Here is a 13,795-nt window from a genome sequence, read left to right as displayed (position 1 = left end):
CTTTAGTTTCTTCAATTATTGGAAAGCAACTCTATATAAAATCCACCAATTTTCAAACCTCATACAATTCTAAAGGTAAACCATCGGGATCTTGGAAAAAGACGAATTTCTTCTCCGTTATTTCATCAATACGGATCGATTCTGTCTCAACACCACATTGATTTAAATGCTTCACAGCTTCTTCTATATTTGTAACAGCAAATGCTAAATGTCTAAGACCTGCTGCTTCTGGAAAACTTTTGCGCTCAGGCGGATTTGGAAATGAAAATAATTCGATTTGATACTCTTCTCCTACACATAAATCTAATTTATAAGAATCTCGTTCCTTTCTATATACTTCATTAAGTTCTTTAAATCCTAATATTCTAGTATAAAAATCCTTTGACGTCTCATAATTCGAACAAATAATTGCAACGTGATGCACTCTACATATATTCATACTCTCTCTATTCCTTTCTTTACCAAAGATGCATATTCTCTCTTGAAATGAAAAACATATATAGCAGAATATCTCTTTTAGGGGGCTTATCATGAAATTCATTACTTTTTTCGTCGGACTAATTGTTGTTTTCTTGCTCGCTTATATTGCTAGCAATAATAAGAAGCATATTAAATTTAAACCAATTTTTATCATGCTTATTATACAGTTAATTTTAACCTATTTACTACTAAATACAGAAGTCGGCCTCATACTAATTAGAATCATTTCCAGTTTGTTTACCAAGCTACTCGAGTATGCTGCTGATGGAATAAATTTCGTATTTGGTGGTCTTGCAAATAAAGGTGAAATGCCATTTTTCCTTACTGTATTATTACCAATCGTCTTTATTTCTGTTTTAATTGGCATATTACAACATTTCAAAATACTACCATTTTTTATTCATTGGATCGGGTACTTTCTTAGTAAAATAAATGGTCTTGGGAAATTAGAATCTTACAACGCTATCGCCTCTGCCATTGTCGGCCAATCAGAAGTTTTTATTACAGTGAAAAAGCAATTAGCTCAAATTCCAAAACACCGTCTTTATACACTTTGTGCCTCTGCTATGTCAACCGTATCTATGTCTATCGTAGGTGCCTATATGACAATGATTGAACCTAAATATGTAGTAACTGCACTCGTTCTCAATTTATTTAGCGGTTTTATTATCGTACTCATCATTAACCCTTACGACGTTAAAGATGACGAAGATATTTTAGAAATCAAAGGTGAAAAACAGAGCTTTTTTGAAATGCTTGGAGAATACATTCTTGATGGTTTTCGTGTAGCCATTGTTGTCGGCGCTATGCTCATCGGATTCGTCGCATTAATTAGTTGTATTAATGACCTGTTCCTCATTATATTCGGTATTACGTTCCAACAATTAATCGGCTATGTATTTGCACCTATCGCATTCCTTATCGGTGTACCAAGTTCTGAAATTGTCGCAGCTGGCAGCATTATGGCAACGAAGCTTGTAACGAATGAATTTGTCGCAATGATGGACCTCAGTAAAATTTCTAATAGCCTTTCTCCCCGTACAGTTGGTATTATTTCTGTTTTCCTTGTGTCTTTTGCCAATTTCTCTTCCATTGGTATTATTTCAGGTGCGGTAAAAGGACTAAACGAGGAACAAGGAAACGTTGTTGCGAGGTTTGGCCTTAAATTACTATATGGAGCTACTCTCGTTAGTATTTTATCTGCAATTATCGTAAGCATTATGTTGTAATTAGGTAAAATTTTATCATTTTCTTATCCCTATCTTTTGTATACAATAACGAATAGGTGTCTTATAAATAATCAAGACATCTATTTTTTATACATGTACAATCGCTTTTATTTAGCGTAAAATATTTTTTATGTGTTTGAATACACTTCTAAATGTATACACTTTGATAGTTTTAAAGGAGAAAAAATGATGAAATCCGACACGAACAACAATACGCGAGCCAAAAAAGGACGCTCAAAGAAAAAACGCCTACTTTGGTTCCTTCTTATTCCATTACTAATTGTAGCACTTGGAGCAGGAGGCTACTCCTTCCATATATACAGTAAAGCAAAGTCCGTCTTAAATAATGCTTATGCTGAACTAGGTCGAGGAGATAAGTCCAGCAAACGTGAAAAAGCTGTTAAACCTATGACCGACAACATTTCCGTACTTATTATGGGTGTTGATGAAAGTGAAATTAGGGAAAAAGGTTATGGAAAAGCGACTCGAACAGATGCGTTATTACTTGCAACAATTAATAAAAACGATAAATCCGTTAAACTTGTAAGCATTCCACGTGACTCACGCGTCTACATTAAATCACGTGATAAATACGATAAAATTACACATGCGCACGTATTCGGTGGTGTAGACAGCACAATTGATACGGTAGAGAACTTTTTAGATGTTCCAGTTGATTACTATGTAAAATTCAACTTTAAATCCTTTATTAAAATTGTTGATTCTCTTGGTGGTATTACTGTAGACGTTCCAGTTGAGTTCACAGAGCAAAATAGTAAAGATGAAGCAGATGCAATTCATCTTAAAAAAGGACGTCAACATTTAAATGGAGAAGAAGCATTGGCGCTAGCTAGAACTCGTCATATCGATAGTGATTATATGCGTGGCCAACGACAACAGCTTGTATTAGAGGCCATTGCTGAAAAGGCACTATCTCTTAATTCCATTAATAAAATCGGTGGCCTACTAGACGCTGTCGATAAAGATTTAAAAACCAATTTAACGTTTGATGATATGATGACAATTACAAAAAATTCAATGGATTCAAATTTAAAGATGGAAAAAATGCAAGTAGAAGGTACAGATAAATATATAGGTGGTATTTATTATTACGTTCCAAATGAAAAAAGCGTCGACACTATTTCAACTACCCTTCAAAAACATCTCGGTGTTACGAATAAAAATGAACATAAAAAATTATAATAAAAAGGCTGCTAGATCTTTCTAGACAGCCTTTTTATTATATTTTTCAACATATTTTTCATACACATTGTGACAAGAAGTGACAATTATTACAGCGATGTAACATTTTTTATGAAAACATTACACACACAGTGAAAATAATAGTATACTAGTACGTACATAATGTTATTTTCATCATTTTTATACAAAAAATGTAATACATATATTTATACATAAATTTCTGGGGGGAAATAAATGAAGCTAAGTAAAATACTGATTGGTTCTGCAATTGCTGGGGGCATATTACTTTGTGTAGGCGGTGTTGGAGGATATCAATATGTATCCAAATTAAATAATCAATTAGATACTACTGCATTACCAAATACTACATTTGAAGGTATTTCTCTCGACGGAAAAAATAAGAAAGATATTCAAGCAATTATTAATCAAAAGGTAGCTGAATTAGATCAAAAATCCCTTACCTACATATTCCAAAACGATAAACAAACTTACATATGGAAAGATTTAGGGATAAATTATAAAGAGAAAGATATTATTAACAAAATCTTTAAAGAACAAGAAGGAAACGTAATGAATCGTTACAAAATGCGTAAGCAAGCTGAAAACGGTGAATTAAAACGTGACTATAAATTAACACCACAATTAAATGCAACAGCTTATGAAACCTTTATAAAAGATAAATATAATGAAACATTAAAAAATCCTGTTAACGCAGAATTAAGTATTGAAGGCTCAACAGTAAATGTTAGTCAAAGCCAAAACGGAGAAAAAATTGATAAAGGGAAACTAAGCGGTTTAACAAATGAAGCTATTACTACTGGTAAATCAGATGTTACATTACCAGTTACATTCATAAAACCAGAACGTTCTACAGAAGACATACAGAAAATGGGTATTAAAGAAGTCATTGCTGAATATTCTACTCCAATGGCTGGCCGTAACGGAAATCAATCATTTAACGTAAATAAGTCAGCTAATACTTTAAGTGGGGTTATTGTCGCACCTGATGAAACATTTAGTTTTAACGGTCGCGTTGGCGTAACTGATGCTGCACATGGTTATAAATCTGCAGCAGTATATTCACAAGGTAAAGTAATACAAAGTGCAGGCGGAGGAGTTTGCCAAGTCAGTAGTACATTATACAGTGCAGCTTTAAGGGCAGATTTAGGCATTGTTTCTCGAAGCAATCATTCTATGCCAGTAAATTATTTACCACTTGGGCAAGATGCAGCAGTAGCAGATTATGGTCCAGATTTAAAATTTAAAAATAATACGGGCAATCATATTTATATTCAAGCATTTTCAAATGGAGGTAGTATTACTACACGCATTTTCGGTACAAATACTGGTAAAAATGTTGAAGTTTCTTCTCAAGTAATTAGTAGGACTAGTGATAAAATCACAGCGGTTACGTATAAAAAAGTAACACAAAACGGGGAAGTAATATCAAATGGACAAATTTCAAAAAGCGTATATAAAAGCGCTCCAAAAGAATAGATAATATCCACCGAATAGCATAAAGAAAAAGGCGTGATTATATCACGCCTTTTTCTTTTGCAGTAATAGTAAAAAAGTTTCAAGATGGTCTTTCGTTTCTTCTAAAGACCACATACGATTGCCTTGCTTCGTAGCTAATACACACGCCTCTTCCCACGCGTTCTTTTTCTTCATATTTATTAATTCATCACGTAATTTCAAAACAATTTCTTCGTCTTCTTGTTCAATAAACTCTTCCATCACGCTTACTATTTCATCCTCATGAACACTTAACGTACAGTACGATTTAAGAAAGTATTGTAACGTCGTATACATAATGTACTCCCCCTTCTTATTTATCAGATGGATAAGAAGTAATAATCTTAAACCCTAATTCTCCTGACTTATCTCTTGCTAAAACAGTAACAGTTTTTACCAACTTGTCTTTTACACTCATATTTTTCTTTATTACCGTTTTTCCAACCGGGAATGAATGTGTTGTATTTAGTACGAGACGAGCCTCTTTAGAATTTTTTAACCAGTCTTGAATTTCCTTATCATGCTGCTTCAAACTATCTTTTACAGCTTTCGTTGCTGTTTCCTTGTCATAGTATGTACTTGCTGCTGATACTTTATCTGTCTTCAAGCGATTCTTCAAATCTTCTTCTGATTTGCCTACATGTCTTTCAATCGTATGACCATTTTTAGGTGGCCCTTCCATTTCATCTAAAATATTATCACTAATTTTTTCTACTGATGTCGATTGATTCCCTGTTTGTTTCTCTGTTTTTTGTTCTTTTCCTGCACATCCACTTAAGATCAGCATTAGTGCCAATAAACCACTCAAGAAAAGACTACTTATTCGTTTCATCATATCACCTCTTTCATGATTATTATCGCAACTTCACTAAAAGTCAATTTCACAACGAAAAAATCTATCAGTTTTCATTTTTTCCATCTATTTTTCCATATTTACCCGCGCAATTTCATCAATCCTCTATTTTTCTACTTTTATAATATATACCCCCTATATTTTATGATTATTTCCCAGATGAAAACACTGATAATATAACTATAGAACTCTTTTATATAAAGGTTTTTATAGTGTTTTTCAAAATAATTTAAAATACCCCTGTTTTTATATACCCAATACCTATATAAGGTATAAAGACCCCTTCTTATCAACGTTTTTCTACATTATGTAAATTTACCCTTGCCTATACAAACGAAATATGGTGTAATGCAAAAAAAGATAAAGGATTTTAAACAATGGCTGAAACGATTCAAAATTTCTTAACAGAATACTATTCAATCGCAATTCCACTTAGTATCTTAATTAACATCATCATTAGTCTTTTAGGTTTTATCCCTAGTATTTTTTTAACCGCCATTAATATACAGCTCTTCGGTGTAACAAATGGCACAATCATTTCGATCGCAGGTGAGGCCTTAGGGGCTATTATCTCGTTTTATATTTACCGCATGGGCCTTCAAAAGTTCACTCACGATAAAGTAAATAAGTACCCAAAGGTAGAGCGTCTTCTTTATGTACAAGGTAGAGAGGCCTTTCTACTCGTTCTATCGTTTCGATTGATACCTTTCATCCCATCAAGTATCGTGACTTTATTTGCAGCTCTAGGGAAAATGTCATTACTCTCCTTCAGTATTGCCAGTACAATAGGTAAAATACCGGCATTATTGATTGAAGTATATTCGGCATATCATGTTATGAACGGAACAAATGAAGCGAAGTGGATTGTAACAATCGCAGGTTGCATTGGATTGTTCTATTTGTGGAAAAAATGGAGAAAAAAATAAAGAAGGAGCCTATGCTCCTTCTTTATTTTTGAAGTATTTTATTAATAGCTGTCCCTTAAATCCTTAATTTACACCAACAGCACTAAATGATTGCTTCACTGCATTTACTTCTGCAGAGCTAGCACCATATAAATCCGCTGCAGCTTGTACTGCACCAGCACGAGCTTGGCTAAATGTAGTAGATTGCGTGAAATATTGTGTATTTGCACGGTAATAAATTGCACCTAACTTATCTTTACCAATGCCCGTTACAGTTACACCCGAATGCGTACCACCATTTGCTAATAAATAAGCTTGTTTGTTAATGATACCACTGTTTGTATGAACCCCACCGTTATCACTAGTACCAGTGTAACGCTTAGAATAATGGTCTGGGTCACCATATTTCGCTGGATCACTCATAGAGCGAAGCGCATCTCCTGCTTTACCAGGCGTGTAAATATCTTCACCAATCTCCCAATCTGGGTTACGGTTATCATAGAATTCTACTAAAGTACCAAAGATATCAGAAATCGCTTCATTTAACGCTCCTGATTCATTTTGATAAATTAAGTCCGAGCTATTTTCCGTAACAGCATGCGTTAATTCGTGACCAATTACGTCAATTCCACCAGATAATGAAGTGAATGTTACACCATCTCCATCTCCGTATACCATTTGTGAGCCGTTCCAGAATGCATTATTATACTTACTTCCGTAATGAACTGTTGATTTTAACGGTGCCCCTGCATCATTAATAGAGTTTCTATTAAATGTAGCTTTATAATAATCATATGTTTTACCTGCATAGTAATGAGCATCTACTGCCGCTGCATCATACGCTGCATTGAAAACATTATCTGCATCTAACCATAAAGTTCCTGGCAATGTAGTACGATTTTTCGCATCATATGTGAAAATCGTTGCTCCGCGCGTATTATCTTGTAAGTAGTAAGATGAGCCCGATAATGTTGTATTGAGTGATTTCGTATCTCCTAATACACCTTTACCAGTTCCTACTTTATTTGTTCCTGTTACAGGTTTTACTACTGCTTTCGCATCCTGTTTAGGAGCCTCTTGCTTAACTGGTGATTTATCTTCATTTGTTACATGATCCAATTTATTATATTTATTTAATACTTTACCGCTGTCTGCCTCAATGAAATAGTAGTAGTTTCCTGGACTTGGATCTAAGAAGTTTAGATTTACAACGTATGCATATGTTGTTTCTTCACCATTTTGATATACATATAAGTCCGCTTTTGGTTCTACCTCATATTTCGGTGTTCCCCCTAAATCTTGCTGCGCGATTTCAATCGCTTTTGCGCCTTCAATCTTATTTTTATTTTTCAACTTTTCCTTCTTGTCTAAATCAGGTGCAACTGTTCCAGACAATACTTTTAAAGAACCGTCTTTACTTACGTGAGCTACTTGAGTAGAACCCCATACAGGTACTCCTTCGTAAACTTGTTGCATACGTACTACTGTTGAATCAGTTACAGCATCTTTCTTCACTTGTTTCACTTTGAAAGAATCTTGCGCACTCTTTTCCCCTAGCTTGTAATCACCTTTTGCTGCGTTTAAGTAATCAAACACAACAGATTCTGCTTTCTTACCAGTCGCTCCAGTTAGATCACCAGAAATAAACTCAGGTGACTGTACTGTCTCATTGTACTTCTTCGTAGAGAGTACATTTTTAGAATCCGCAAATGCAGAGCCTGTCCCTCCAAACGTTGTAACTGCCATTCCTGTCGCTAACACTAACGCTAAACTTTTCTTTTTCATGAACCTTCCCCCTAATAAAAATTTTTTTGAAAAAGAGTAGTTTCATATTAGCATTATGTTTCCACTATTAATATACTAAAAATTCAAATAATTTTTTTCTCAAGTTTTGTAGAATTTTGAGGAACAAATATTGAAAAAACCCTTTCCGATTGGAAAGGGTGGAGATTATAAATTAACTTGTTCAACAGTTTTAGCTTGTTGACCAACAATATCAGGTTTACTGCTATATTGATGTATTCCTCCAGCAACTGTAAGAGTCAATATAAACGCCAATACTCCAAATACCATCTTTTTCATGTTTATTCCTCCTTATTATCATTCATTAAATCAATAACTAACCTATAATATCGATTACTTTCTTCAAATCTCGATAAACTGGAAAAATGTTCTGCTAGTTCAACGTATACTTTCTTTAATTCTATTTTATTTCCTGCAGATTTATACAACGGGATAGCCTCATTTTCCAAAAATGCTTTATAATCTTTTGCTTCTTCAAAATATTTATATCTAAGCATTAAAAGCAAATATAATTTTGCATTAAATCTCTCTTCCTGTTTTGCTGCATCAATTCCCTTATCAATTAATGTCCTTGCCTCTTCCAATTCTTCTAATTTAATGCATACTAATGCCATTTCGTATATTGTATCTAAATAGTTTAAATCTATTTGTTTTTGAAGTTGTAGACTATCTAAATAATATTTTTTCGCTTGCTGATATTTGCCTTTTTTATAATAGATACTTCCCATATTACTTAAAGTAATAGCTAATAGTACATCCTTATCAGCAAAAGATGTGGCCTCTCTCAATATACTCTCATACATTTTTAAAGCTTCTTCATACTGACCTTTTTCTGTATAACTTACCGCAATAAGGATTTGGCAATTAATTATGTTTCTAAACTTATATTCACTACGAAATCCTTCTAATGCCATATTTACAAAATGAATTGCAAGATGATGAATATCTAAATGAGTATATGCAAGCGCTATATTATAATACAAACCTGTTTCATGATACCCTTGTTCTTTGGCCATTACTTCTGTTTTTAATAAGTAATCTAGCCCATCCTTCCATCTATACTGTAAACAGCACAATAATCCTCTACTATACATATATAACAACTTCTGAAATGGAGAATATTTTTTATATACCTTCTTCAACTTATCTAATTCTTCTTCGAGTGCAGAAATATCCCTTTTCATAATTAAATAACGTGTATACAGCAGTTTATAATAATTTATAATTTCAAAATCCAACACATGCTTCATTTCACCTTGCAACTCTTCATATATACGTTCTACTTGTTGCTTGTCTAAATGAACTAGTGCATTTAACCATTCATCTAGCTTCCCCTTCACATCTTCTTCTACATCTCTCAAATCCGTCACGGCAATTTCTAGTCTTGTGCAGAGCAATTGTAGAATTTCTTCTGATGCTTCGATCTTTCCATTTTCAATCTTACTTAAGTATGAGACAGAACAAATGCCCTGACATAATTCTTCTTGTGTCATTTTTTGCTGAAGCCGTTTGTAAAAGACTTGTTTGCCTATTTTTTCTAATGTTTGTTGCATTGTCCTCCTCCATTCTCATTACCCCATTACTCTAATAATACATAAAATTCGGAGAAATATAAATTGATAAATATAAATTTTCTAAAAAATATGCATAATTTCATTTTTTTCTCTCTTGACTTCACTTCAATATCTCTTCTTTGCTACGAATGGTGAAAAATTGGTATACTATAACCAAATTATGGAGGTGTTCTCGCGATGACTCATTATAAAGACGATAGTTATGCCTTACATACAGACCTATATCAAATCAACATGGCTTATACATATTGGAAAGATGGTATTCATAATCGCCGTTCCGTGTTTGATTTATACTTTCGAAAGCTTCCATTCGAGAACGGTTATGCTGTTTTTGCTGGCCTTGAGAAAATTGTAGAGTACATAGAAAATTTCAGCTTTACTGAAAGCGATATCGCTTATTTAGCAGAATTACAATTTGAAGAAGAATTCCTTCATTATTTACAAAATATGAAATTCACTGGGACGATTCGTAGTATGCAAGAAGGTGAAGTTGTATTTAATAACGAGCCTTTATTACGCGTTGATGCACCACTCGGTGAAGCACAAATTATTGAAACCGCTCTCTTAAATATTGTGAATTACCAAACATTAATTGCAACAAAAGCTGCTCGTATGAAACATGCTGCAAATAATGATGAGCTTTTAGAGTTCGGCACAAGACGTGCCCACGAGTTCGACGCTGCCCTTTGGGGGACGCGTGCTGCCTTTATTGGTGGTTTCTCCTCTACAAGCAATGTTCGTGCTGGGAAACGCTTTGGGATCCCTGTAGCTGGCACACATGCGCACTCGTTCGTTCAAGCATATCGCGATGAATACGTCGCATTTAAGAAATACGCTGAAACTCATAAAAAGTGCGTCTTTCTCGTTGATACATATGACACATTGAAATCTGGTGTTCCAAATGCAATTCGTATTGCAAAAGAATTTGGGGATCGTATTGATTTCTATGGTATACGTCTTGATAGTGGTGATATGGCTTATTTATCGAAAAAGGCACGAAAACTACTAGATGAATCAGGGTTTACAAATACAAAAATTATCGCTTCTAGCGATTTAGATGAATACACAATTATGCACCTTAAATCTCAAGGAGCAAAAATTGACGTATGGGGCGTTGGGACGAAATTAATTACGTCCTTTGAGCAACCTGCATTAGGGGCTGTTTACAAACTTGTTGCGATTGAAGATACTGACGGAAAATTAAATGATACGATTAAAATTTCATCTAATCCTGAAAAAATTACCACTCCAGGACTGAAACGAATTTATCGTATTATCAATCGGGTTAACAATCATGCAGAAGGCGATTATATTGCGTTAGATTCTGAAGAACCTGAAAAAGAAGAGCGCTTAAAAATGTTCCATCCAGTTCACACATATATAAGTAAATTCGTAACAAACTTTGAAGCCCGTGAACTCCATAAAGACATTTTCGTTAACGGTGAAAGAACATATGAACTACCAAGTATATTAGATATTCAACAATATAATGAACAGAGTCTCGCTCTATTTTGGGAAGAATACATGCGAACTTTAAATCCCGAAGAGTATCCTGTCGATTTAAGCCAAGAATGTTGGGATCATAAAATGAATTACATTCAAACAGTTCGAGAACAAGTTGAAAAAAACATACAAAAGTAAACAGAGAAGTTTCTCCTTCTCTGTTTTTTTCAATACTATATGGATATTTGTAAAAAATATATTAAAATAATAAGACGAATGTTTTTTATTTGCAAATTTTAATATTATGCTATTTAAAAGTAAAATAATATTTGATATTATTTTATTGAATCAATTTCAACAAAATCACTAATAAAAAAGAGGACGCAGGTTGCGTCCTCTTTTTTATAAATCTTTCACTCGTAATACACGCATTGCATTTAACACTGCAAGTAGTGTCACACCAACATCTGAGAAAACAGCTTCCCACATTGTTGCAATACCAAAGGCACCAAGTAATAGAACGATCCCTTTTACACCTAAAGCAAAGATGATATTTTGCCACACTATACTTCTTGTGCGTTTTGCAATTTTTACAGCTGTCGCAATTTTTGAAGGCTCATCAGTCATAATAACGATGTCTGCCGCTTCAATTGCTGCATCTGATCCTAAACCACCCATCGCAATACCAACGTCTGCACGGGCTAATACTGGTGTATCGTTAATACCGTCACCAACGAAGGCAATTTTTTCTTTTCCATGCTTCGCTGCATCAATTTTTTCAATCTCTTCTACTTTTTGTTGCGGTAGTAATTCCGCATGAACTTCATCTAAGCCTAATTCTTTACCGACAGCTTCACCAACTGTTTTTGCATCACCAGTTAACATTACTGTCTTTTTAATACCTAGTTCTTTTAACTTTTGAATCGCTTGTTTCGAATCCTCTTTCACCTCATCAGAAATAACAATATAACCTGCATATTTTCCATCTACAGCAACGTGAACTAATGTACCTACTGTTTCTGGTTGTTTAAATTCAATATTTTCTTTTCTCATTAATTTTGCATTACCTGCAAAAATTTCTTTTCCTTGTACTTTTACGACTGTACCGTGACCAGAAATTTCGTTATAATCATCGATTATTTTTTCATCAATTGATTTTCCATATGCCTTTCGAATAGATTGGGCAATTGGATGGTTAGAATACACTTCAGCAAATGCCGCATACTCTAATAACTCTTCGCTTGTAGTACCTTCGCTCGGTTCCATTTTTGTAACTTTGAAAACACCTTTTGTTAATGTTCCTGTTTTGTCAAAAACAATATATTTTACATCATTTAAAGCTTCTAAATAGTTACTACCTTTTACTAACACACCACTTTTAGATGCACCACCGATACCTCCAAAGAATCCAAGAGGAATGGATACAACTAACGCACATGGACAAGAGATTACTAAGAACACTAAAGCTCTATAAATCCACTCAGAGAATGTAGCCCCTTCTAAAATAAGCGGTGGAATAAACGCCATGATCGCCGCTGTAATAACTACAACTGGAGTGTAGTAACGCGCAAACTTCGTAATAAAGTTTTCTGTCGGTGCTTTTTTACTACTTGCATTTTGAACTAAATCTAAAATTTTTGATACAGTAGATTCACCAAATTCTTTTGTAACTTCAATTGTTAATACACCATTTTGGTTTACAAAACCACTTAATACGTCATTACCAACTTCTACTTCACGCGGTACAGATTCACCTGTAAGTGCTGAAGTATCCATCATTGATGTTCCCTCGACTACTTTTCCGTCTAATGGTACTTTCTCACCCGGTTTTACGATAATATAATCGCCGATTTGTACATCTTCCGGTGATACTTGTTTCGTTTCATTTCCAACCTTTACATTCGCATAATCAGGACGAATATCCATTAATGAAGTAATTGATTTTCGAGAGCGGTTTACCGCAATGCTTTGGAATAGTTCTCCTACTTGATAAAATAGCATTACTGCTACGGCTTCTGAATATTGCTGAATTGCAAAGGCTCCTACAGTTGCAATTGCCATTAAGAAGTTTTCATCAAATACTTGGCCGCGAGTTATGTTTCTTACCGCTCTCCAAACGATATCTCCACCTATTAATAAATAAGCAAGGACGAATAACGGAATTGTTACCATTTGTGGTAAGCTCGCTAATGCAGCAATTGCTGTCAAAATTCCGCCGACCACTAATCTCCCTACCATCTTTTTCACGTTTGCTTCACCATGATCGTGACTATGTCCGTGGTCATGACCGTTCTTCTCTTCACGAACAACTTTCACATCTGGCTCTAACTTTTGAACGACATTTGTTATATTTGCTACAGTTGCTTCTAGTTCTCTTTTATTCGCAACTTCTACTCGTAGTTTCTTCGATACGAAATCAACAGTTGCTTCTGAGACAGCTGGCATTTCCTTCACTTTATTTTCAATTTTCATTGCACAGTTCGCGCAATCTAAACCTTCTAATATAAATACTTCTTTAGCAATTTTATTTTTTTGTTCTTCTTGCACTTTAATATGCGGTTCTAATTTTGTAACGAGTTGTTTTGCTTCCGTAACAACTTCGTTTTCTTTATTTTGTGCTGTTTCTAAGATCATTGTCTTTGTTGCGAAGTTTACAGAGCAAGAATTTACTCCTTCTATATTCCCAACACCTTTTTCAATTTTCATTGCACAATTCGCACAATCTAAACCTTCTAACATCAGTTTCTTTTTCACTAACGCTTCAGCCATCGTTCTCCCTCCTCGCGTTCT

The 13,795-nt window shown here is 34.3% G+C and carries 12 protein-coding genes; 5 read left to right on the top strand and 7 right to left on the bottom strand.

Annotated elements, in window-relative coordinates; genetic code table 11:
- Window positions 1-52: 52 nt before the first annotated feature.
- Window positions 53-439 carry an SMU1112c/YaeR family gloxylase I-like metalloprotein gene (gene gloA2, locus QCI81_RS17425; RefSeq protein ID WP_001017676.1) on the bottom strand — a complete coding sequence of 129 codons (387 nt, stop codon included), beginning with the start codon at window positions 437-439 and terminating at the stop codon, window positions 53-55.
- Between the two features lie 91 nt (window positions 440-530).
- Here gloA2 and QCI81_RS17420 point away from each other — a divergent pair, with 91 nt between their 5' ends.
- The 3 genes from QCI81_RS17420 to QCI81_RS17410 all read left to right on the top strand — a co-directional run bounded on the left by QCI81_RS17420 (window position 531) and on the right by QCI81_RS17410 (window position 4,409).
- Window positions 531-1,709 carry a NupC/NupG family nucleoside CNT transporter gene (locus tag QCI81_RS17420; protein ID WP_071732242.1) on the top strand — a complete coding sequence of 393 codons (1,179 nt, stop codon included), beginning with the start codon at window positions 531-533 and terminating at the stop codon, window positions 1,707-1,709.
- Window positions 1,710-1,895: 186 nt separating this feature from the next.
- Window positions 1,896-2,912, top strand: a complete 1,017-nt coding sequence (locus QCI81_RS17415; RefSeq protein WP_002153524.1) for an LCP family protein — start codon at window positions 1,896-1,898, stop codon at window positions 2,910-2,912.
- Between the two features lie 234 nt (window positions 2,913-3,146).
- Window positions 3,147-4,409, top strand: a complete 1,263-nt coding sequence (locus tag QCI81_RS17410; protein ID WP_071732243.1) for a VanW family protein — start codon at window positions 3,147-3,149, stop codon at window positions 4,407-4,409.
- Window positions 4,410-4,451: 42 nt separating this feature from the next.
- On the opposite strand, the gene QCI81_RS17405 is transcribed toward QCI81_RS17410, so the two are convergent.
- Both QCI81_RS17405 and QCI81_RS17400 read right to left on the bottom strand, forming a co-directional pair.
- Window positions 4,452-4,724, bottom strand: a complete 273-nt coding sequence (locus QCI81_RS17405; protein WP_065482127.1) for a hypothetical protein — start codon at window positions 4,722-4,724, stop codon at window positions 4,452-4,454.
- A 16-nt stretch (window positions 4,725-4,740) separates the two neighbouring features.
- Window positions 4,741-5,259: an RNase A-like domain-containing lipoprotein gene (locus QCI81_RS17400; protein WP_000822706.1), complete on the bottom strand. Its 519-nt coding sequence runs from the start codon at window positions 5,257-5,259 to the stop codon at window positions 4,741-4,743.
- Between the two features lie 398 nt (window positions 5,260-5,657).
- Between QCI81_RS17400 and QCI81_RS17395 the strand changes: the two genes are divergently transcribed.
- Window positions 5,658-6,206, top strand: a complete 549-nt coding sequence (locus QCI81_RS17395) for a TVP38/TMEM64 family protein (RefSeq protein ID WP_000852216.1) — start codon at window positions 5,658-5,660, stop codon at window positions 6,204-6,206.
- Between the two features lie 63 nt (window positions 6,207-6,269).
- Here the strand turns inward: QCI81_RS17395 and QCI81_RS17390 are convergent, their stop codons facing one another.
- The 3 genes from QCI81_RS17390 to QCI81_RS17380 form a co-directional block, all read right to left on the bottom strand.
- Window positions 6,270-7,970, bottom strand: coding sequence for a M4 family metallopeptidase (locus QCI81_RS17390; protein WP_071732244.1), 1,701 nt, complete (start codon window positions 7,968-7,970; stop codon window positions 6,270-6,272).
- 165 nt (window positions 7,971-8,135) lie between these two features.
- Window positions 8,136-8,267: a quorum-signaling peptide NprX gene (gene nprX / locus QCI81_RS17385; protein ID WP_000738910.1), complete on the bottom strand. Its 132-nt coding sequence runs from the start codon at window positions 8,265-8,267 to the stop codon at window positions 8,136-8,138.
- Window positions 8,268-8,269: 2 nt separating this feature from the next.
- Entirely contained in the window at window positions 8,270-9,541 is a 1,272-nt protein-coding gene (locus tag QCI81_RS17380; RefSeq protein WP_001187961.1) for a tetratricopeptide repeat protein, read from the bottom strand.
- A gap of 198 nt (window positions 9,542-9,739) precedes the next feature.
- On the opposite strand from QCI81_RS17380, the gene QCI81_RS17375 reads away from it, so the two are divergent.
- Window positions 9,740-11,203 carry a nicotinate phosphoribosyltransferase gene (locus QCI81_RS17375; RefSeq protein WP_071732245.1) on the top strand — a complete coding sequence of 488 codons (1,464 nt, stop codon included), beginning with the start codon at window positions 9,740-9,742 and terminating at the stop codon, window positions 11,201-11,203.
- A gap of 204 nt (window positions 11,204-11,407) precedes the next feature.
- Here QCI81_RS17375 and QCI81_RS17370 read toward each other — a convergent pair whose 3' ends face one another.
- Window positions 11,408-13,774, bottom strand: a complete 2,367-nt coding sequence (locus QCI81_RS17370; protein WP_071732246.1) for a heavy metal translocating P-type ATPase — start codon at window positions 13,772-13,774, stop codon at window positions 11,408-11,410.
- Window positions 13,775-13,795 lie beyond the last annotated feature (21 nt).

Source organism: Bacillus cereus group sp. MG20, from assembly GCF_040459885.1.
GTDB lineage: Bacteria > Bacillota > Bacilli > Bacillales > Bacillaceae_G > Bacillus_A > Bacillus_A cereus.
This window is presented reverse-complemented; position numbering and strand designations above follow the sequence as displayed.

Coding starts and splice junctions, on each gene's coding strand:
- gloA2 (WP_001017676.1), bottom strand. CDS start 439: ATGAATATATGTAGAGTGCATCACGTTGCAATTATTTGTTCGAATTAT.
- QCI81_RS17420 (WP_071732242.1), top strand. CDS start 531: ATGAAATTCATTACTTTTTTCGTCGGACTAATTGTTGTTTTCTTGCTC.
- QCI81_RS17415 (WP_002153524.1), top strand. CDS start 1,896: ATGATGAAATCCGACACGAACAACAATACGCGAGCCAAAAAAGGACGC.
- QCI81_RS17410 (WP_071732243.1), top strand. CDS start 3,147: ATGAAGCTAAGTAAAATACTGATTGGTTCTGCAATTGCTGGGGGCATA.
- QCI81_RS17405 (WP_065482127.1), bottom strand. CDS start 4,724: ATGTATACGACGTTACAATACTTTCTTAAATCGTACTGTACGTTAAGT.
- QCI81_RS17400 (WP_000822706.1), bottom strand. CDS start 5,259: ATGAAACGAATAAGTAGTCTTTTCTTGAGTGGTTTATTGGCACTAATG.
- QCI81_RS17395 (WP_000852216.1), top strand. CDS start 5,658: ATGGCTGAAACGATTCAAAATTTCTTAACAGAATACTATTCAATCGCA.
- QCI81_RS17390 (WP_071732244.1), bottom strand. CDS start 7,970: ATGAAAAAGAAAAGTTTAGCGTTAGTGTTAGCGACAGGAATGGCAGTT.
- nprX (WP_000738910.1), bottom strand. CDS start 8,267: ATGAAAAAGATGGTATTTGGAGTATTGGCGTTTATATTGACTCTTACA.
- QCI81_RS17380 (WP_001187961.1), bottom strand. CDS start 9,541: ATGCAACAAACATTAGAAAAAATAGGCAAACAAGTCTTTTACAAACGG.
- QCI81_RS17375 (WP_071732245.1), top strand. CDS start 9,740: ATGACTCATTATAAAGACGATAGTTATGCCTTACATACAGACCTATAT.
- QCI81_RS17370 (WP_071732246.1), bottom strand. CDS start 13,774: ATGGCTGAAGCGTTAGTGAAAAAGAAACTGATGTTAGAAGGTTTAGAT.